16 protein-coding genes are annotated in these 19,672 nt (G+C 57.8%); 6 read left to right on the forward strand and 10 right to left on the reverse strand.

Annotation, left to right across the window (positions count from 1 at the left end):
* Window positions 1–92: 92 nt before the first annotated feature.
* The 10 genes from BT116_RS15125 to BT116_RS15170 form a co-directional block, all read right to left on the reverse strand.
* On the reverse strand, window positions 93–4,001 hold the full coding sequence (locus BT116_RS15125; protein ID WP_072345190.1) for a hypothetical protein: 3,909 nt from the start codon (window positions 3,999–4,001) through the stop codon (window positions 93–95).
* 36 nt (window positions 4,002–4,037) lie between these two features.
* Complete coding sequence (locus tag BT116_RS15130) at window positions 4,038–4,979, reverse strand: exonuclease/endonuclease/phosphatase family protein (RefSeq protein ID WP_072345192.1); 942 nt, start codon at window positions 4,977–4,979, stop codon at window positions 4,038–4,040.
* A gap of 71 nt (window positions 4,980–5,050) precedes the next feature.
* The gene (locus BT116_RS15135) at window positions 5,051–6,166 is read right to left on the reverse strand and encodes a hypothetical protein (RefSeq protein ID WP_072345194.1); all 1,116 of its coding nucleotides are present in this window, start codon (window positions 6,164–6,166) and stop codon (window positions 5,051–5,053) included.
* Window positions 6,167–6,186: 20 nt separating this feature from the next.
* On the reverse strand, window positions 6,187–6,897 hold the full coding sequence (locus BT116_RS15140; protein ID WP_072345196.1) for a hypothetical protein: 711 nt from the start codon (window positions 6,895–6,897) through the stop codon (window positions 6,187–6,189).
* Window positions 6,898–6,906: 9 nt separating this feature from the next.
* Window positions 6,907–8,541, reverse strand: coding sequence for a hypothetical protein (locus BT116_RS15145; RefSeq protein ID WP_072345198.1), 1,635 nt, complete (start codon window positions 8,539–8,541; stop codon window positions 6,907–6,909).
* A 22-nt stretch (window positions 8,542–8,563) separates the two neighbouring features.
* Window positions 8,564–9,628, reverse strand: a complete 1,065-nt coding sequence (locus BT116_RS15150; RefSeq protein ID WP_139209455.1) for a polyprenyl synthetase family protein — start codon at window positions 9,626–9,628, stop codon at window positions 8,564–8,566.
* Window positions 9,628–10,944, reverse strand: coding sequence for a hypothetical protein (locus BT116_RS15155; protein WP_072345200.1), 1,317 nt, complete (start codon window positions 10,942–10,944; stop codon window positions 9,628–9,630). The genes BT116_RS15150 and BT116_RS15155 overlap by 1 nt, the downstream gene beginning before the upstream one ends.
* A 22-nt stretch (window positions 10,945–10,966) precedes the next feature.
* Window positions 10,967–11,362: a hypothetical protein gene (locus tag BT116_RS15160; RefSeq protein WP_072345202.1), complete on the reverse strand. Its 396-nt coding sequence runs from the start codon at window positions 11,360–11,362 to the stop codon at window positions 10,967–10,969.
* 29 nt (window positions 11,363–11,391) lie between these two features.
* A complete protein-coding gene (locus BT116_RS15165) occupies window positions 11,392–12,333 on the reverse strand; it encodes a hypothetical protein (RefSeq protein ID WP_072345204.1) in 942 nt (313 codons plus the stop codon).
* A gap of 314 nt (window positions 12,334–12,647) precedes the next feature.
* Complete coding sequence (locus BT116_RS15170) at window positions 12,648–13,205, reverse strand: helix-turn-helix domain-containing protein (RefSeq protein WP_072345206.1); 558 nt, start codon at window positions 13,203–13,205, stop codon at window positions 12,648–12,650.
* Between the two features lie 366 nt (window positions 13,206–13,571).
* On the opposite strand from BT116_RS15170, the gene BT116_RS15175 reads away from it, so the two are divergent.
* From BT116_RS15175 to BT116_RS15200, 6 genes are read left to right on the forward strand one after another with little or no spacing between them, the layout of a single operon-like run.
* Window positions 13,572–14,216: an iron-containing redox enzyme family protein gene (locus BT116_RS15175; RefSeq protein WP_003201856.1), complete on the forward strand. Its 645-nt coding sequence runs from the start codon at window positions 13,572–13,574 to the stop codon at window positions 14,214–14,216.
* A 27-nt stretch (window positions 14,217–14,243) separates the two neighbouring features.
* Window positions 14,244–15,365: a pyridoxal phosphate-dependent aminotransferase gene (locus tag BT116_RS15180; protein WP_072345208.1), complete on the forward strand. Its 1,122-nt coding sequence runs from the start codon at window positions 14,244–14,246 to the stop codon at window positions 15,363–15,365.
* Window positions 15,366–15,378: 13 nt separating this feature from the next.
* Window positions 15,379–16,536, forward strand: coding sequence for an NAD(P)/FAD-dependent oxidoreductase (locus BT116_RS15185; RefSeq protein ID WP_170845950.1), 1,158 nt, complete (start codon window positions 15,379–15,381; stop codon window positions 16,534–16,536).
* On the forward strand, window positions 16,527–17,384 hold the full coding sequence (locus tag BT116_RS15190; protein WP_072345212.1) for a TauD/TfdA dioxygenase family protein: 858 nt from the start codon (window positions 16,527–16,529) through the stop codon (window positions 17,382–17,384). Before BT116_RS15185 ends, BT116_RS15190 begins: the two co-directional genes overlap by 10 nt.
* A 9-nt stretch (window positions 17,385–17,393) precedes the next feature.
* On the forward strand, window positions 17,394–18,677 hold the full coding sequence (locus BT116_RS15195) for an ATP-grasp domain-containing protein (RefSeq protein WP_072345215.1): 1,284 nt from the start codon (window positions 17,394–17,396) through the stop codon (window positions 18,675–18,677).
* Between the two features lie 46 nt (window positions 18,678–18,723).
* Window positions 18,724–19,671: an EamA family transporter gene (locus tag BT116_RS15200; protein ID WP_072345217.1), complete on the forward strand. Its 948-nt coding sequence runs from the start codon at window positions 18,724–18,726 to the stop codon at window positions 19,669–19,671.
* Window position 19,672: the final 1 nt, after the last annotated feature.

Here is a 19,672-nt window from a genome sequence, read left to right on the forward strand (position 1 = left end):
AGCGATTGCACGATCCGGGCGGATGATTGCCTAATCTTGCAAATTGACTGGAGCGCCATGAAAGAGCTACCAATGGCCTTCGGTAGCATTTCTCATGCAACGGCCAGCAAGCCGCTCTTCATCGCGCAATTCTTGATGCTGTTGTACAGGAAGTCGACGATTTCCTGCGCTTCTTCGACGGTTTTGTCGAAGACTGCAATCAACATCTTCTCCACGTCCTCGGCCGCATAGCCCACAGCCTGGAGGAAGATGGCGGCCTGCTTCCACGCAAGTTTGAAGGTGTCTCTGAGGATCTTGCCGATTTGCTCGATCCCTTCAATGCCCTTCAGGATGCCCTGATAGACGTATTCCAACCATTTCTTCGCGTCTTGGAACAATCCGACAAAGAACTGTTTGATCTTCTCCAGCAGGATGCCTGGGAGATTTTCCAGAGGACCGATGTCGACATCCAGGTCGAAGCTGGCGATGTCATGCGTGCTGCTGGCCAAGGTGAAGCTGAACGAGGCGTTGGCAAATATTCCCTGGCCTGTGGTGCCGAAGGCCAGGTCGGCATTGATGGTGTCGTCGATGCTCAGCGTGCCGAGTGGCCCAAGATCGATGGACTCGTTAATGCCGACGCTGGCCGAACCTTGTGCGTTGATTGAATCGATACCGTCGATATCGGCCTGTAGGTTGAAGGTCGAACCACCGAGGGTGGTGTCCTTGAGTTCAAAGTGACAATGGTCAGCTCGAATATCGATATCGATTTGCGGGCCGATACCCAGTAGATAAGCTTCACCGGAGATCATGAATGCGGGCGTTCGATAGGACGGTTGCGGGTTAGTGGCGTCCGAGAAGGTGCACAGCAGCACACTAGGGCCGCTCGAGCCCTGGGCACCCGTGAGCTTGAACAGCTTGTCATTGCCGATGACGATTGGCGCCATTTCGACATTGAAGGCGATGCCTTTTTGCGGCATGACCTCGACCTTGATCTGTTCTCGGATCCACAGAAACTGGATATCGGCAAAAATGTGGAAGCCCTGTGGGAACGTCAATGTGGCGATGCTGACTGGCTGAGGCACGACGTACAGTTGGGCTTCCAGGGACACCGAGATCTGCCCCCCGTTACGCTGCATTTCGTAGTGGTACATCGTGGAAAGATCGAGCAGGTACCAAATCTGGTCCGGTGTGTTCACAATCAACTGGATCTGGCCACTATCGGCGGGCAGGTCAACGCCACCGGCGGCGAACATCTCACGAATTTTAGCCAGGTCGTAATGGTTCAGGGCATCGTGGTAGGTCTGCCAGTCGCTGTCGAAGCTGTGCAATCGACCCACCGCTATCTGGGTGAGTACATCGCGCAGGAAACCGGGCAAGTCCGAGGCAGTAGCACCGGTCAACTCGTCAAAGACCTTGGCCAGGCTGAGGTCGCTGACAGCGCCGGCAACCATTGACTGGCTAGGTTGCACGGTGTCGATGAACACCGCCAAGGCGCTATCGATGTCGGCTATATCCAGTTCGGCGGCAAATCCGATCGAAGGTTCGCCTTCGAAGGAAATGCCAAGCTCGAACGCCAAGCTCTTGAGCTTGAATACCGAGAAGTCGAGGGTGCCGTTATCGTTTTCAACCACCATGTCGCCCGATACGAATGCGCCGTTTTCCACGACTGCCAAGCTGACATCGAAGCGCACCGGTTGCGACTCGAGGGTGGCGCGAGCGGTGGCGGTCAGATAGAACTCAACCTGTTCGGCCTGTATCTGAACGCCCAAGGCCCCGCTGAGCGTTACCGAACGATTGATCACCGTGCTGATATTTGCGAAAAGCCGTGCCTGGGTGCCGGCATCGGTGCCAATGAATATCCCCGCATTCAGGTTAGTGTCTGGCGAAATGGACAGCATCCTGGCCAGGTTTTGCAGGATCCTGTTTTGCTTCAATTGGGTCTGCGCGTAAAAGTAGAAGCCTTCCTGCAGTCCACCTGACCAGGCCGGAATAGTGATCTGTTTTGACTTGATCTGCGGATTTTGAAATAGGTCCAAAGCCGGAAAGGTGAAATCCGACTTCTTCAGCGTGGAAACGATCACCACCTGCTCGCCGGCAATGGGAAAGATATCCAGGAACGCCTGGATGGAAGCAAGTCCTGGCAGCGCCGACAGCTTGCACAGGGACAAGTCCAGGCCCAGAGCAAAGCCCCAGGTGCCTTGTTGGTCCAGGAGTTCGAAGGCCAGCGAGCCGGCGTTGGCAACTTGGGTTCCGAACGAAAGCTTGAATTGATCCTGGTTCTTGGTGATCAACAACGTCGAGTCGGTAAACGTCAAGTCGCCAAGCCCACTGGGCAGTACATCCTTGGCGTTGCATAACCAGCCGATCAGCCCGTTCAACGTGACTTGGGGCAGGGCGCCCCGCAACGCTAGTCCCTGAGTGGGATCGTAAGACATGGCCAGTGTCAGGTTGTCGTCGAAGACCAGCCCGCCGGCAAACTGAGCCGAGGCCTTAGCGTTCGCTCCAAGCCCTTTTGATAAGCCGAATTGAATGTCCTCGATGGCCAGGTTGTGCGGGCCCAGTGGAATGACCCACCCTGGGGAATCGGCCATTTCGGTGTAAAAGTTGTAGCCGGCCTGGGTATCGATGTTGACCGACAGCATGTCGATCGTCAGATCGGCCGGTGGCTGGATCGACGGCAGGTACCGCGTGACCAGCGCCTGCAGCGGCAGCGTAACCGCGTCCTCCAGTTCGCCGGCAATGAAGAAATCAGGATAGCCGGCGCTAACGTTTACTTGGGCGGCATTACCGATCAGGAACAACGCATTTATCGAAGCACCCGGTGCAGGCTTGATGAAAGGCAGGGTGACATGGAACTCAACGGATATGGATTCGAGCAGAAACTCATCGCCCAGCAGTTTCCATTGAGCGTCCGGGATACCAACGGTGAGGTAGACATAGTCGACGCTAAGGCCGGTGCCCGACCCCGTCAGCGCGATCGCCGCGTCCAGCAACTGCAGCTTGCCGGCATCATGCAGGGCGTCTTGCAGTGGCCCCGGCAGGTAGTCGATTAGCGTCGAGGTGCCTGCCAGGTCCAGCAGGTCCGCCAGATTGCTCAGGGTGAAACCGCTGAATTCTCCGGTGATCACGAGCTTGCGAGTGCCCTTGGGAATCTTCGACGACAGCTCAACGGTCAGGCCGGCACTGGGTATCGTCAGCGCACCACTGATCGCCATGAATGGCTCATAGCTGGGGTTGGCCATCCACCATTTCGCGCTCAAAGGACTGTAGACCGAGAAGATCGTCTGGGTAAGCGCAAGCTTTTCGGAAATGGAAACGTCCAGTCCCAGGTCCACGAACAGGCTGATGCCCGGCGGAGAGTTTTGCTCTTTCCATGGGAAATTGTTAACGATCTCGCGCAGCGGCGACACCTGCACGGAGGGTTCGACGATGTTTCCGCCGATCGCGAAGCGGTCGTTGACGTCCAGCAGATGTTCCAGCGCCAGCAGTACGCCTCTAAGCTCGACAATGCCGGCGAAACCGAGCCCTGCGTCCAGCGACACTGGCGTCTTGGTGGAGCCCAAGTCGATATCAACGACAGTGGCATCGGTCAGTGCATAGAACCATGCCGAGGTCAGCGTGAGATCGTCCAGCGCCGACGTCTGGGGAGCGGTGACACTGGAACTGAAGTCGAAGCTGACGGGCAGATCCGGGAAACTGTCGGAAAATTTCCAGTTTCGTCCTGTGCCAATCAAAGTGAACATCAACTGGACAGTAACGTCGCCGCTTTGCGGGTCGAGCACAAACGTGGCTGTTACGGGAGCGTTAGCCACTTGGCGAAAAAGCGAGGCGGTGCCGACGCGCTGCACTGTATTGCCGGCGTCGTCGGGACCGATGCTCGCATTGGAAATGGTCAGCGGTTGATGGTCGAAAATGCGCCCGTAAAAGTCGGCGAATTTTGCCGTGGTCACCGTACTGGCAACGATGGTTGTCGTCCCGTCCAGCCCTATCTTGAGGTTCTCGCGAAGCGTTTGGATATCCATGGCCATTTCTTCATCAGAGAGCGAAGTTCGCTGGGGTTATTCTTCGAGAGTCATGACGATAGGCATGTGGTCGCTGATGATCTTGGCATTCTTCATTGCCAGTTGCAGCTGCATGCGGGTGACGATCATGAAGGTGAAGCTGTCCATGATTTCCTGGAGGACGACGTTGGGAACGCAGACCTTGAGTTCCCAATTGGAGGTGATGCCACGGATGAATATGTTGTCGTAGGCGCTTGCCAAAAAGGCGTCGTCAACATCGCCTTGCTGGATCATTTTCTCGCGATTGGCGATGTCATTGACGAACGATTTCAACGAGGTAAGGGTCGTTTTTTCGCCGTCGAATATACCGGAGAACTTCAGGCTGGTCAGAGGCGCATAGGTAGCAGCATTGGCCGTGTTGTAGTTGAAGTCGCCAGAGATCAAAAAGGTCGTGTTGCCCGTGTTGATCTCGATCTCTTCGCTGAGATCTGCCAGCAACTGGATGGTCGCATCTTTCTTGTGATACTTGGGTTGGGGGGCATGCCAGAGCAGGCAGTTGAGTTCCTTGGGCTTGCCAGCGGTTCTGGCCTGCATGTTCCAGAACAATGGATTGCGGTCAGCGAAGATGACCTTGGTGCTGGTGGCGACGGCCATGTTGCTGACACTGACGTTTGCATCGTCCCAAAGCAACGCGTACTTGTCGGCGCGCCGGGCGAACGTATGGGCGACTTCAATATTTCGCTGCGACACCTCGTATTTCCACTTGCTGCCTGAGCCTACAAGCTTCTTGCGATCATTGACGGCCTGGACCAGCACTTGCACCGCTTGCTCACCCGTGCCGAGCGTCACTTCCATGACGCCGATGACGTTGGCCTGCATCTCGTCGATCAGCACGGCGATCCAGGCCGCGACGTTGACGTTGCGAAAGACGTCCTTGGCGCATTTTTTCGAGGACAGGCTTTCAATATTCCATGACATGTAATCGGCGATTTCCGGCATGGACGTTCACTCCATGTGAGGGCGATTTCGGTATCCCGGCGGTGTCAACGCTGGTTCCGCCGGGATATCGTTCAGCTGGCGGTGACGCTGGCGGTACCTGTCAGCAGGATCTGATTGCCCACGCCTGTGATGTTCAGGTTCTCAGGCGTCACCTGCAGAGTGAATCCTTCGAAATTGCCGCTCAGATCCGGGATTTGCAGCAGGTTCTGGGCCAGCTGACCTTGGATCGTTTCCTGGATCTGGCCTCCTACCACATCGTTGAGGATCGCCAGGGTAATGGAGGAGATCACACCACCGCCCAACGTCGCCATCCACGCCCAGAAATTGGAGGGCGTGATGTTGACCGATGGACGAGAAACACTGCCGCCGTTTATACGGATGTTACGTTGCGCATCCACCATCACCTGCAGCGTCGCGGTGACTGGGCTGATGGAAATATCCCAGTCTGCCGGGCCCAAGCTGTAGCTACCGCTCAAGTTGAGCGTCAGCGTCAGGTTACCGTTGTTGACCGAAGCGCTGTAACTGTTGAGATGCACGACGGCACCGCTGGCCGAATAGGTCTTCTGTACTGTGCTCCACCACAGATTGGCGACGACCTGTTGGATCAGCGGCTCGGTGAGTACCAGGTTGAAGCCGCCATTGGATGGCGGTTGCTTTTGGCTGATCGCCACCGGCGAGAACAATCCGCCGGCCGCATAGGCGTTGCCGCCATCGATCAACAGGGCGTATCCGGCAAAGGTGATACCGTTGACGGGCCCCAGCGGTATGGCGATGGCGGATATCAGGCTGTTCACCCTGCTGGCGATATCACTCTTCAAGGCGTCCAGGATTTCGTTCACAAACGGATCATCGGTGACAAAGTTGATATCGGTCACTGACAGACGCACCACACCGTTGCCATCTACTGTGGCCCGTGCACTGGCATTGGCACCGACTGTGCTGTTGGTGGGGTCCCCGCCGGCCACGGTCACGGACAGCTCCACCGGCATGCTGACCATGAAAGTTTGACCGCTACCGCTGGCGGCCAAACTGAATGTCGGTGGTGCAGATACGCTCCAGGTCAAACTTGCGTTCGCATCGGGGATGTTTGCGGTGTCGCTCAGCTTGGGCGCGATGGTGGGAAAAATGGATTCACTGGCGTTGTTCAATAACGATTGCGAAAGGCCCGCGATGAAATCGGTGGACATGGTCGAAACTCCTTTTTCAATCAGATAGTGGCCAAGGCCTTGCGCGCTTCCGTGGTGGCGACCTGCGACAGGCTGGCGAGCAGATCGGGGTTGGAGAGCTGGCCGTTGAGCGCGGCGATGAGCTTCGTCTGGTTGGCGTCCTCATTGAGCAGTTGGTTGATGGTGGCTTTAAAGACGGTTGCCAGATCGATATCGATCTTTATGTTGCCATTGCCGACGACCGGATTGACCGACAACGCGCTGAAGTTGACGACTGCGGTATCGAGCTGTCCATCCACCGCCTCGGTAGCACTGAAGACCCCGGTCAGGTCATCGACGTGGTTGATGGTCAGGCTGAAAGTACCCGGTGGCATGTCGGTGTGGTTCAGGTTGACGTGCAATTCGCCACTGGCCTGGATCTGGTTGGGTACGGCGGGGGGCCGTTGGTAACCATCCTGTGTATTGGGCTGTTTGCCGTGGAAGGTCACGGTGCTGCCGTCGACGACGATCTCGGGGTCGGTTCCATTGTCGAGCTTCACCTGGCTGTTGCTCAGTCCGAGGATATTCAGCTTCTTGATAACGATGTCGATCGGAATCTTTTCGATCGTGAATGAGCCCAGGTCCACTTCGGCGATGGTCAGTGGGTCCAGGGCGCTACCGTCCGGATTGTAGAGAATCGAGGACAGGTAGAAGTCGGAGGCGGGCGTCAATAACATGTTTTCCAGCAATTGGACGAGTTGACTGTCGGACATGGTGTGCTCCTAACTGTTGAGTTGGTTGAGAATGGCTTTACGCGCGATCTGGCTGAACTCTTCCGATAGCTGCGGCGCCTGGGCGCTGAGCGCATCGTTCAGCGCTTTGGCGATCTGTGACTGGACTTCGGGTTTCTGGAACAAGCGACCGATGATCTGCTCCAACGCGGTGTCGCGTGGCGTCAGAGTCACCGACACATCTATCTGGGCGCGGTCCAGGTTTGCGCTGATATCGCTGATCGTGAGCGTCAAGGCATTCACATCGGCACCTGATGGGGTGATCGTCAGCGAGCTTTGCAGGTTGACCACAGTCGCGGTCAGGGTGCCCTGCAGTAGGACTGGCTTGAGGCCCTGCTGGGTCAGCGAGAACCCGGCGGTCACGGTGAGCGGCGGTGCCGGTGGAACGGGCTGGCTGACCGTCGGGCCCGGGCGGTCGAGCTGCCGTACCGGCCCCTCTGCCAGAGCGCCGAAACTGAGCGTGGCGGCAATCCGCGGAGTGCTGAGCGTGACCGCCGAGAGCGGTGCTTGGGCGTTGGAACCGCCCGAAAGCGTCAATTTGGTCAACTGGATGTTGGTGTACTTCAGCCCCCCATACGTCTGATCGGGTATGTCGATCTGAGGATTGGAATAAGGCTCCAGCACCGGATCCGACGAGCACGCGAGTTGCCACGGGAGATACCAGTTACTGTTCGCTTCGTTCAGCGCCACGCGCGTGCGATCGAACAGGAACAGGTCCACGGGCGAGGCCGCGTCCTGGCCACTGTCGTCATTGGGCAGGCCTTGGGCAGGGAGGGGGCCGAACACACTGGACATGAGGTTCTCGGCCTGTGTGCCGAGCATGTCGTTGACGCTTTGCAGGTTGGAGGGCAAATTCAACATGCTGCTTAATGCGCCGACCATGGCTGCCTGGCCTTCGGAGCTGTTTAGTGCCTCCCTGATCGATTCAATCAGCTGATCTTTGCCCACAAAGTCGCCATCCAGAGTGAGCTGCTTGAAGTTCAGACTCACCGGATCGTTCTGCACGCCGGTCACTAGTAGTTCGCTCACTACGAAGGCCAGCGAGCGCGTTGCGCCAGCGCCTTCGATGGTCACGCTGACCTTCGCCGTCAACATGCATTCGCTGAACACCACTGTGAATGCACCGCTGCCGACGATGTCAGTGGTCGAAGTGTTGGGTGCGTCCCCGATCTGGAGGGACTGGTCGATGTGATAGTTGCCGGACATCGTCAGCGGCGGCAAGTCCGTCTGCCTTGAGGCTCCGTTATAGTAATTGAACAGCAATGGCAGGGTGATGGAGTAGCCTTGGCCCGTGATTGTGGAGGACGCCGGATTGACGAAGAGGTTTTGCAGGCCATCCACCAGGACTGCGGACAGCTTCAGGTGCGGATCGGGTTTTTCAGGATCGGGTACGGCGTCCTCTTGGTTGACGATGGACCAGTTTTCGGCAAATTGCTCGGCGAGATAGTCGCCGTTGGAGCCGGTCAGGTAGCCCAAGTCCTGCTGGTCGGCGTGTATCGGCAGGACCAGATTGCCATCGCCTCCCTTCATCTGCACCAGTTGTCCGGGCAGCCACAGCTTGGCGTTGTTCGGGTCGTTGAGGCATGGTTGCAGCGTGTCGAGAAAAAAACTCATCAAGGTGCTCATGGGGGCTCCGTCAGGTGCGAGGTCAGCCGTTCAAGGGGCGGTCAATGACGTGCAGGGTCAGCTCCTCCAGGGCGTCGCGATAGCGGCCTGGAGGAAATGGCTCGAGATAGAACAGCGCCTGCAAGGCTTCGCGCCGGGCAGCCGCGTAGGCCTTGTCGATACAGCCGCAATCACGCAAGTCGTCCAATGCATCGCCCAAACGATGACCCGTCAATGGCGTGCCTTCGCGCAGCGATTGGCTGATTGCATGTGTCGGGCCGAGCGTCTCCATCGCATAGATCAGCGGCAGCGACAGTCGACCCAGTAACAGGTCGATACCTGACTGCTTGCCCGCCGAACTTTCGTACTCCACCACATCGAGCACGTCGTCCATGATCTGGAACGCACGCCCCAAGGCGCGCCCGAAGAAGCCACCGCGGCGGGCATCACGGCTACGCCCACCGGCCAGATCGATGCCCCCCTGGCAAGCCAGGCGAAACAAGACCGCGGTCTTGCGGTCGATGGTCTGGTAATAGCGCGCCAGGCGTGCATCGTGATCCTCGGGCAAGGTCCGGTCCAATTCGTCCAACTCCCCTCGGCAGATATCGAACGCGGTATCCAGCACCAACCGCACCAAGGTCATGTCGCGCTCGGTATCCACGGCGGTGGCGAACCCGCGAAGCGCCTGCACGAATTGCAGATCACCGATCAGCAGCGCGGTCTTGCTGCCGCGAGCCGCCGACACCGATGGCAGTCCGCGTCGCAGCTGAGCCTCATCGACGATGTCGTCGTGGATCAAGGTGGCCACATGCAGCATCTCCAGCGATGCCGCGCCTTTGTAGACCTTGTCGGACAGAGGCCCATCCTGCGCGATGAGCCGCGCCGACAGGAGCATGACCAAGGGACGTATCTTTTTACCGCCGGCAAACATCTGCCGTTCCACGTCGGTGAGGTAGGGCGCCTGTGGTTCCAACGCCAGCTCCACTTCCTGCCGGAAACGCACGAGGTCTTCGGCGAGCAGTTCTTCGCTGATGCGCGCGTACACGGATGACGACGATGCGATCGGCTGCTGCGCGATGACAGCGGCAATGGAATTGCTTGCCGACATCATGCCTCCTGGCTGGCCAGTGTTCGCAGTACGCGAGTCAGTTGGCTGGCAATGCGGTCTTCGAGGATGCCTCGGATGAAGTTGGCGCTACCCAGGCGCGAGCGTCCAATTTCACCGGCCTGGCCCTGCCATTGCGCGGTTTCAAGGTCCAGTACCGGCACACTCAAACTGCTGCGTTGCAACTTGAGGGTCAGTGCGCCATCGGGCTGCTCGCTGAGGGCGAAGACGAAGTGGCTTTCGGCGAGAGAACTGGAGAATGGTCCACTATGCAGAGGCAAGCGGCGCTTGGGATCGTGCAAACGCAATGATTCGGCATAGATGGCTTGCACACGCACTATGGTGTCGGGGTCCATGACGAAGCCGTGCTGGACGCATAGATCCAGATCCGTGTCGTCATGGGTATTGTCGGCGATTCGCGCGAACGTCTCCTGCAGGCTTTGGATCTGCAGCTGGAGCGCCGCCTGATTCGCGGGGGGGGCTGTGTTGACGGTGTTGTAGACAGAATCGGCAGTCATTGGTACCACCGTCTGCTGCGTGTTTTGGGTGTTGGTCGCAACTTGTGCCTGAAAGCTCAACGCGGCCACCGCGGCATCGGGGTAGGGTTTTAGACAGGCGTAATAAAGATGAATCTTCTGCGAGAACGCGTGCATATTGTAGGACAACTGCTGGGTACCAAATAGCTTGTCCTGCGGATTGACCGGCATACCCGATGTAGCCAGCGCTTGCGATGTGTAATCGAACATCTCTGCAATGGCACCACCCTTTGCCCAGGACGTGCGCAACTGCGAATTGTTATTGAAAACATCGGTATAGGCATCATTATGCTGGTTGAACGTATCCAGCAGAGAGCGGCCATTTGCAGTCTGATTCAACTGGGTACGCTGATCGTTGGCTTGCTGCAGCTGGTCATACTGTTTCTCGGTGATAGTCGGTGGATCGGCATCATCAACAGTACTCGCACCCACGGCAAAACTTGCCAGCGGCGCCATCAATCCACCGGTATCCAATTGCACCTTCGCACTTTCCAGGCCGAACAAGTCATAGGTTCCGCTTAGTTGCATCGGCGCGAGATTCACCACGATCCGACTGGCGTCACGGTCGGGAACGACGGACAGCAACTTCACCGGCGACACCGAGATGTCGTTCAATGCCAGCAGTAATTCGCCACCGTTGGAATTGCTGGGAATGTCCACGTGGCTGGCCAACGGATAGGGGCCACAAGCCGATACCGAAAATTGTTGGGGCAGGGTAGCGGCCAAGGAAGCTGTGCCGGAGGCAGCCGTCAATTTCGGCAGGAAGTCGTCGATAGTAGGCATGCGATGCGCTCTCGTAGGCAGATCAGACGCTGGTAGAGGGGGGATTGGTGATCGCCAGCGTCGCGACGATTTTCAACATCGGGCTATCGCCGATGTTGACGCTACCCAAGGTCAGAGCGCTGGGGGCGATGCGGATACCATTGGTATCGTAGTTGGGCACTGAGCCGATGGACTCGACTTTGCCTTGCAACGCGTCCTTGGGTTTGTCCTTGACCTCTGCGGCGATGAGGGTCGCAATGGGATAGGCAACCGCGGACAGAATCTTCTGGGCCAGGTTTCCAGTCGGCGTCAATTTAAACGTCAGCGACGGTACCGACGTTATCGTCGCGCTGATAGCGACGCCATCGACTGCCACGGTCAGATCGATTTCGGCGGGCGAAGGACTGATGGAAACATCGTAATCAAACATGCTCGACATGGGCGTTGCTCCGGCAAGGAATTTGAGGGTTACAGCAGGGCCGCACCGAGGGCACAACCTGCCGCCGCCAGGGCCATGCCTGCCGCAGTGAGGGTGGCCTGCGCGTTGAGCGAAGCGCTCAACTGGGCATTGATGGTCAAGGGGGCCACCTGCTTGACTGTGGCCGAGAGCGAGGAGATCGAGCCGTTGTAGCTCCAATCGGCCAGTTTCTTGAAGTCGCCGCTGTCGGAGAACGGATACCCCTGGTAAGGCTTCAAGAAAACAGCCATTGCCGTGTTGATCAGCGCATTGCTGGCGATCACGAACACCGGATCGGTGGGCCAGGTTACTCCGTCGATATCCAGCGCATTGGTGTTGGTGGTCAGCGTCGTCGCACCGAGCAAATAGCTTGCAGTGAGTTGCAGCTGTAAAGGGTTGAGTGTCACCCCGTTCCAATCAAGGTTGGGCAGGTGCACGAGGGCCAGCATCTGATTAGCAGAGGTGAATATCTGCGGCAACAGCATCAGGTTGAATATGGCTATGTCCCACGCGGAGAATTTGCTCTCGTCCAATGACACTGCCACCAAGTCGAGTGCCAGTGTTCCCGGCGTAAAGGTGAGCGTGGCGTAGACCACTACGCTTGGGGCGGTACCGCCTACCGCGGGCGCACTACCCAGCGTGTAGCTGGCCGTCAGCATCGGCAAGGTGAGTTGGACCATTGGCAAACTGGGCAAAGGGATGCTCTGGGCACCATTGGTTTCGCCGTTCGGCGCAAGCGCGGCATTCCAGATAGCCGGGGAGGGAGGACCGAACGCAAGGCTAGGCGCAGCACCGACATCCCAAGTCAGCGTTACTGCTCCGAGGTCTGGCAAGGTTTTGGGCAGGCTGCCCTTGAATGGGTCATTAGTGCTGGGGGCGTTCTGGTAATACTCGCCCAACAAGGTGTTGAGCTCCGTCAAGCTGATGCCTGCGGCAGCGTCGAAATTGGTCATCCCTGTACCTTCCTGATGTCTGTGAGAATCCATCTCACACTCGAATGTAGCAGGTTTTTAAAAAGCCACCTTTTTTCTTAAAAATTTGTTTAAGAGGCGTCGGTTCGGCCAGATATAAGAAATGCCAGCGCTTATCGATACCTCTGGCATCCGCCCATTTCGCAGGAAACCGTAGCGGGACACTCCGGCTTCTTGCGCGACGATTCACCTCCCGGTCTACATAGGCATATTGCGCGAATGCCGTGCGCTAGCCGCCCTGGATGAACGTCTGGATGGTGCGGTCGGTGTGCGGGCGGGCACCGATGGGGCGGTTGCTACTTGCGAATCAGGGCTATGACGTATTCGCACACTTGCGATGTGGCATTTTCGAACGTGCAGGCTTCTTCAGGCAGCCCCAATTGCAAGCAGTCGCCTTGCTCCAGGATGTAGGTGGTGGTGCCCTTGGTAAACGTCAGCGTGCCTTGCGTGGCCCACACCTGCTGATGAAGGAACGCATAGGCCGTGGCCGGGTAGCTGATACGCACGCCCGGAGGCAGTTGCACACTGATGAGCTCCAGTGGCCAGCCCTCCCGCGGGGAGACTTGCTGGCGCGCGTAGCCAGTTTCCGGGTCTACCCAACGCGGTTGCTCCGCCGCCCTTGATAGAAGCCCCGAGCGTCCCTCGGCTCGATGCAACAGGGTGGAGAGAGGCAAGCCGAAAGCTCCCGACAACCGGCCCAGGATCGTCGACGTCGGGCTGACCTGTGCGTTTTCAATTTTGCTGATCATTGCCTTCGATACGCCGGATAGCTGGGCGAGCTCGCCGATGGACCATTCCCGCGCGGCTCGCTCGGCTTTGATGGTGAGTGCGATGTCAATGGGTTGGTTGTTCACTATAGAAGACTTCCAGATCGGGGTGATTTAATTTGAGCTTAGCGCCCGACATGCATTCTGTTGGTGCAACAAAATAATAATGCTCTATTTTTGTGCGATAAAATATTACGAAATCATAATCAATTGATTCTGCATGGAATTAATATCGCGATTTTTATGTTTAAAAATAAATCTATTGTTCGAAGCGCTTTCGATTAAAAGTATCAATTTGTTTGCGTGGATTGCTTGTTTACTATCTGAAACGCGCAGCGACATTCCGTCGCGGCCATCCAAGCTACCTTATCGTATTTGGGGGGATCTATGCCGGCTCAGCAAATGGAACAAGGCTGTCTCACGGGTGAGCAAATCATTCATTCGATTAAAGGAATGATCACGGCTTCGGGGATCAACACCAATGCGTTCTATAAAACCTTTCGACAGGCCCCGCTACCCAAGGCAACGCTGAAGAAAGTGTTCCAGCAGTACTTTTATTACATTCGTACGTTCCCCCAGATCCTGGCGGGTACCTCGCACCGCACCGACAGCGAAGTGATTCGGATGAAGCTGGCGCGCACGGTCGTGTCCGAGCTGGGCGATGGGGTAGGCGAGGCACACTTCATTATGTTCGAGCGTGTACTTGCCGGCGTTGGCATCACGTTGGATGACTGGAAGAAGGTTGAATATATTCCCGAAGCCAGTGAGCTGGTCGATGGCCTGCGTCGAATTTTCCTCGAGGGTTCGACAGAGCATGCCATTGGTGCTCATTACGTTATCGAAGAGTTCGGCTTTCCGATGATCGCCAACCTGTACGAAGGCTTCCGCCTCTACAGCGGGTGGAAACACGAAGACTTCACCTATTTCTATCTGCACATGCTGGTAGAAACCGATCATGTGCAATGGATCAGTGACGCGGTCATGGAGGCAGCCCGGGACACTGACAACGGCAACAATATTCTGGAGGGCGCTGCCGATGTACTGAACCTGTTGACCCGATTCTGGCAAGGACTCAACCGAGTAGCCACTCACGCCTGACCGATCAATACAAGGGGGCGGGAAGTCATGGATGATTTGACATTGATTGGTCGAGTGGCGCCCTTCAGGGATGCCAGTGCATATGCAGCATCCTCAGGAGCGTTGAACCTTTCGCAAGGGCTTCCTGAACCCCTGTTTGACAATGCCATGAATGCGGCGTTGGCCCGCCAGGTCAGGGCGGGCTGGCAGTACGCCGACCCACGCGGCGAAAGGATTTTGCGCGAAAGCATAGCGGCCCACAGTGCCGGCTATGCGCCCGACAGCGAAGTGCTGGTAACCAGTGGCTGTACCGAGGCCTTGTACTTGGCCCTGTACGCAGCGTCCACGCAGTACGGCAGCCGGGTCGCGTTCTTTGAGCCCTTTTATCCCTACTACCCAGGAATGGCCACGTTGCTGGGATTGGAGTTTGTTGCAGTGCCGTTGTCGGTAGGGGAGTCGATCGGCCCCGATTGGGCACTGCTCGAACAGCAGTTGCGCGCGGGTGTTCGCCTACTGCTGCTCAATACGCCCCATAACCCGACAGGGTGGTGCATGTCCGCTGATGATTGGCAGCACCTGGTGGCGCTGGCAAAAAACCATGATTTCATGGTGATTGTCGACGAAGCCTATCGTCACTATCAGTACGACACTGACACACCGGCGCGCTACCCCAGCCAGCAGATTCCCATGATGGTGGCAGGCAGCGCTTCAAAGTTGTTGTCCATGACGGGCGTGCGAATCGGCTGGTTATGCGCGCAGGCAACCTTCATGGAGCGAGCCTATGCCCACCACCTCTACCTGAGCTATTGCCAACCCACCCCCATACAGGCGGCCGTTGCTGTTTTGCTCGATGAGTTGACCGTCGGGCGACTGGATAGCTTGCGTGAGCACTACAAGCGCAAACGTGATCGCCTGGCAGGTGCGCTGGTGGCTGCCGGGCTGGATGTCCGGTTACCGGCGGGCGGCCATTACATCATGGCCGACTATTCACGGCGGGCGCCTTTATTGTCCCCCGTTGAATTCAGTCAACACCTGGCCGCTCGTTGCGGTGTCATGCCATTGCCCGCGACGCCCTTCTACCAGGGGTCATGCCCCACCTACGTCAGGTTCTCTTTCTCGGTAGCCAAACCCATTGTTGATCAAGCCTGTGTCCGCCTGGAGGGTTTTTGAAATGGAGCAGCATGTGTTCGACGTCATTGTCGTAGGCGGCGGTCCCGCAGGGCTTAGCGAGTGTATCCGGCTGATTGATCTGGGCCTGAAAGTCGCTGTCATCAGCGATGTATTCGGAGGGTGCATGGGCATGATGGGCGATCATCCATTGCAGTCCTACTGCAATGAACTGGAGATCGAAGGCGCGCCCTATCCCTTGCAAAGGTTCATGCGCAAGTTGTGCGTCAGCCCCACCGGTGAGGAATATGCAGCCTACATCCGCAGTAACTTCGAAGCTTTGCAATTGACCAAGATCCAGCAACGGGTGGTCACCGTCAGCAAGGTCCAGGGGCTGTTCGAGGTGAGCCTGGCCCCGGGTTCCCAGCATCGTTCCTTGCGTGCACAGCAGATTATCCTGGCAACCGGGATTCGCCCGAAGGCGCCGCCCTTCGAAATGCCCAGTGCCCATTGGTTCAATTGCTTTGACGTCTATCAAATGGTTGCGCGGGGCCAGGCCCATCGTTTCCTGCAGCAAGATGTGGTCATCTTCGGCAGTGGCAACAGTGCGTTCCAGATCGCACTGCTCCTGGCGCCGTTCGCCCGCAATGTGTCGATCCTGATCAAATCCTATCTGGGGCTGTATCCCCAAGAGACCGATGATCGCTTTGCCCTCAGGTCCCTGAGCCAGCGCACGCTGGAAATGATTGCCAAGACTTCGTCCAGTTCCTTTCAAGGGCCGCTCAACAGCGCCAGCAGCACGGGCCGGGCCAATATCTGGCTACATGCCTACAACAGCATTCACCAGGATGGCGACAAGGTCGTCATGGATCTTCCGGCGTCACTCAACGGCCATCCGCTGCTCCAGGCTTCCTGTCGCAAGGCTCAAGAGGCGGGCCGGTTGGTCGCCGCCCAGGCATCCGACGGGCATGAGTTGCATTTGGATGTGTCGGCGAAGGAGCAATGCCTTGTTTCGGCCATCGGCGTCACCGCACAACTGCCCGCCACCGACTGGCCGCAACTGCTCAACCAGCAAACCGGCTTTACCTGTCACCAGGATGGGAAAAGCCCTGTCGCAGGCCTGTATTTCGCGGGTGCTGCCTCAGGTTATGCGTCGATCAACACGATGGTGCCGGCAGCTGCAGAAATGAGTGCCGCCATATCGCTGCGAGAAGGACTGCGGTCATGGGCATGAGGATGTTCCAGCCGCTACGCCTGGACATTGGCGACGTGCTCGGGCAGTCGGCCGCGGCGCTCAAGCAGGCCATCGCCCAGGCCAAGGTACTGGTCATCGCCAACCAGGACGTCAGCGTCGCCCCTTATGTGCAGTTGATGCGCAGGCTGGGCTCGCCTGTCCATCATGTGTTGGCCAAGTACTGCCTCGAGGATTATCGGGAAGTGCTGACTGTGACCAATCTGCATCGGGACGGCCAGGCCTTGGGCGTGCATGAAGGAGGAGGGTATTGGCACACCGACATGTCGTACAAATCGGCGAACACGGTGTTCACGTCACTGCTGTCGGTACGTGTACCCGACCAACACGGCGAGACCCAATTCATCGATTGTGTCGCAGGCCTGCAGCAGGTTCGCCAGTGGCTGGAAAGCCCAGGTTGCCCGCCGTACCTGAAAGGTCTCGACCTGGAAAACCTGCGGGTTCACCACCGTTTCGGCAATCGCGACGCGCTGCGCAATGCCGACGCCGCGGTGCAACAGCTCAATTCCCAAGAGGCTGGCGCACTGGAAAACACCGTGGTCCATCCCCTGGTGTACCAACACCCGCTCGCTTGCACGGCGTCGCTGTATGCACCGGCTGCAACGGCCATGCAAATAGAAGGGGTTACGCCTGCACTGTCCCATCGCATTCTCGACAGCCTGGTCGACTTCCTTGTCCAGCACGCACCGCGCTATCGGCATGCCTACCGCCCAGGCGACATCGTCATCTGGGACAACCTCTCAACGCTGCATAAAGGTCCGCCAATACCCAAAAGTGAAGGGGGCGCCGATGCGCGCCTGCTCTATCGCATGAACGTCGACTTCCAGTGAGGCACTACTATGATCCAGACCATCGTTTTCCTGACGCCCCATTACCTTAACTTTGCCTCCGAGAAGGCGTTGCAGACGCTGGGTCGAGATTGCCGGACAGTGCTGATCGCCTATCATGCCGACGTCCTGCCGCCCGCGCTCGAGCGTAATGTCTCACAGGTTGTACGCGTCGATGCCGATCTGCAGCGCAACATCCGGCCGCTGCTGGACCATGACCAATGTCGCAGCATCATCAGCGATGAGCTGCGGGCCGTGCAGGGCAATACTTCGTCATTGCGCATTTTCTGCCAGGAAGAGTGCCACGTTGAGCTGGCGGCTCAGTTGCGCGAGGAGTTCGGATTAGAGGGTGATACACAGGCGATCGTGGCGAACTTTCGCGACAAAGTGCTGATGAAACACGCCGTCAGCCAGAAGGGGATACGCATTCCCGAGTTTGTGCCACTGGATCACGTGCGGCTATCGGCTGAGCCGCAGGCTTACTACGCCGAGCTGACGGCGCGATTGGGCTTGCCCCTGGTCCTGAAGCCGGTGAACGCAGCGGGCAGTTTCGAGGTGTCGATCATTCGCAACGAGGCCGAATTCATCAAGGCCCGCGAACAAGTGCTGGCCTCGCCGTATCATTTTGATTACGAGGTGGACGAGTTCATTGACGGCGACATGTTCCAATGCGACTCGTTTGTGGTCAACGGTCAAATCCGCTACTGCGGTGTGCTGGAACTGGGTTGCACCAACTTTGACTTTGTCCAGGGCAAGCCCTTGAGCGTGATTCCCGTGGCCGACCCCACGCTCAAGGCGACCCTGGAGGCATTCAATCGGGACGTGATTGCGGCCCTGAACTTTCGCAACGGTTCGACGCACCACGAGGTCTTCGTGGACCGCAAGCGTGGTTATCCGGTGTTCCTGGAAATTGCCGCACGCGTACCTGGCGGCATCGGGGTGCCGTACCACGAGAAAAACAGCGACATCAACCTGATCGACGCCAATCTCTACCTCACAGCCGGCGTCGCAGCTCTCGATGACATCAAGCCCAACGAGAAGAACAACGTGGTGTCCGCCTTGTTGCCCTTGCGCAAAGGCCGGATCAGCCAGCTCAACGAGCCCCCCATTTCCAGTATCTACAACATCGACTGGCGGGTCGCCCCCGGAATGGTGGTGGACTCCCGGTCCCTGGCCGATACCGCCGGCATCCTGACTTTGTATAACGCCGATCCAAAGGTACTTCGCGCCGACTTCGAGGCTTTGCAGCACTACGTACCGACCCAGGTGGAAGTGCTGGAGCCGGGAACCGCTTGATCGATCAGGCAGGGCGCCAAGCACAGGTTTTTCTCAAGGAGCAGGCATGAAGACAGGAATACTCGGTGCCGTCAGCATGGCGGTCTACTGCATCTCGACGGCGCTCTCGGCCGTCTGGGTCATGGTGGCGTTCACCCGTATCAGTGGGGCGGCGTTGACATTCATTACCTTCCTGATGGCCTGGGCGGTATTTTTCCTGGTGCATACCTTGCGGGGTCATGACCCGTTTCGCCTGCTGCGCGAGGAGTGGCGAGGCGTGCTGCTGCTCAATGTGCTGACGTTGTTCAGTTGGTGGTTGATGTTCATGGCATTGCAGCGCATCGAGGCGTCGGTGGAGTCGGCCATCTATCAGGGCTGGATGCCGCTGGTGGTGGTGGCCTGTGAAATGCTGGTGGCGCGCTCCTCGGTCAGTCGTTCCCGCTGGCTGGGCGCGCTGCTGATCCTGCTGTCGCTGATGGCGTTGGTCCTTATGCGTCTTGCGCTTGGGGTCACGGCCCAGGTAAGCCTGGTCAACTTGCATGAGGGCATCGCCCTGGCGAGTGTTGCCGGGATCACGGGCGGGATCTATGTGTTCTGCTCGGCTCGACTGAACCGCGACAGCAAGTACAGCGCCATGGATATCCTGTGCGTCAGGTTCTTCCTGCTATTGATCGTCACAGGGTGGGTCGGCCGGGAAAACTTGCACCAACTGCTCACGCTGGATACCGCCATGCTCGGCCAGTTGATCAAGCTGGCGTTTGTCAGCGTGCTGATTCCGGTGTTTACCCTGCAATTTGCCATTCAGCACCTGGGAGGTGGGCGGGTGTCCATTCTCACGCCTTGCGTGCCGGTCATTGCCTTGGCCGCCGAGTTCGTGCTCTCCACCTGGCATAGCCCTTGGGTTCCCGTCCTGGTTACGGTGGTGTGCGTGGCGGTGTTGTTGTCCAACGTCTGGTTTTCGCGAGACAGGCGCGTTGTTCATTCAGGGCCTATGCCTGTTGCCCTTCAAAAATAGA

Origin of the sequence: Pseudomonas sp. NFACC16-2 (genome assembly GCF_900119205.1) — a bacterium.
In the GTDB taxonomy this organism is placed as follows: domain Bacteria; phylum Pseudomonadota; class Gammaproteobacteria; order Pseudomonadales; family Pseudomonadaceae; genus Aquipseudomonas; species Aquipseudomonas fluorescens_Q.

Bases quoted from the DNA above. Each gene is read 5' to 3' on its own strand.
- BT116_RS15190 (WP_072345212.1), top strand. From the start codon at position 16,527: ATGGGCATGAGGATGTTCCAGCCGCTACGCCTGGACATTGGCGACGTG.
- BT116_RS15150 (WP_139209455.1), bottom strand. From the start codon at position 9,628: ATGTCGGCAAGCAATTCCATTGCCGCTGTCATCGCGCAGCAGCCGATC.
- BT116_RS15130 (WP_072345192.1), bottom strand. From the start codon at position 4,979: ATGCCGGAAATCGCCGATTACATGTCATGGAATATTGAAAGCCTGTCC.
- BT116_RS15140 (WP_072345196.1), bottom strand. From the start codon at position 6,897: ATGTCCGACAGTCAACTCGTCCAATTGCTGGAAAACATGTTATTGACG.
- BT116_RS15125 (WP_072345190.1), bottom strand. From the start codon at position 4,001: ATGGATATCCAAACGCTTCGCGAGAACCTCAAGATAGGGCTGGACGGG.
- BT116_RS15200 (WP_072345217.1), top strand. From the start codon at position 18,724: ATGAAGACAGGAATACTCGGTGCCGTCAGCATGGCGGTCTACTGCATC.
- BT116_RS15135 (WP_072345194.1), bottom strand. From the start codon at position 6,166: ATGTCCACCGATTTCATCGCGGGCCTTTCGCAATCGTTATTGAACAAC.
- BT116_RS15180 (WP_072345208.1), top strand. From the start codon at position 14,244: ATGGATGATTTGACATTGATTGGTCGAGTGGCGCCCTTCAGGGATGCC.
- BT116_RS15195 (WP_072345215.1), top strand. From the start codon at position 17,394: ATGATCCAGACCATCGTTTTCCTGACGCCCCATTACCTTAACTTTGCC.
- BT116_RS15175 (WP_003201856.1), top strand. From the start codon at position 13,572: ATGATCACGGCTTCGGGGATCAACACCAATGCGTTCTATAAAACCTTT.
- BT116_RS15155 (WP_072345200.1), bottom strand. From the start codon at position 10,944: ATGCCTACTATCGACGACTTCCTGCCGAAATTGACGGCTGCCTCCGGC.
- BT116_RS15160 (WP_072345202.1), bottom strand. From the start codon at position 11,362: ATGTCGAGCATGTTTGATTACGATGTTTCCATCAGTCCTTCGCCCGCC.
- BT116_RS15165 (WP_072345204.1), bottom strand. From the start codon at position 12,333: ATGACCAATTTCGACGCTGCCGCAGGCATCAGCTTGACGGAGCTCAAC.
- BT116_RS15145 (WP_072345198.1), bottom strand. From the start codon at position 8,541: ATGAGCACCTTGATGAGTTTTTTTCTCGACACGCTGCAACCATGCCTC.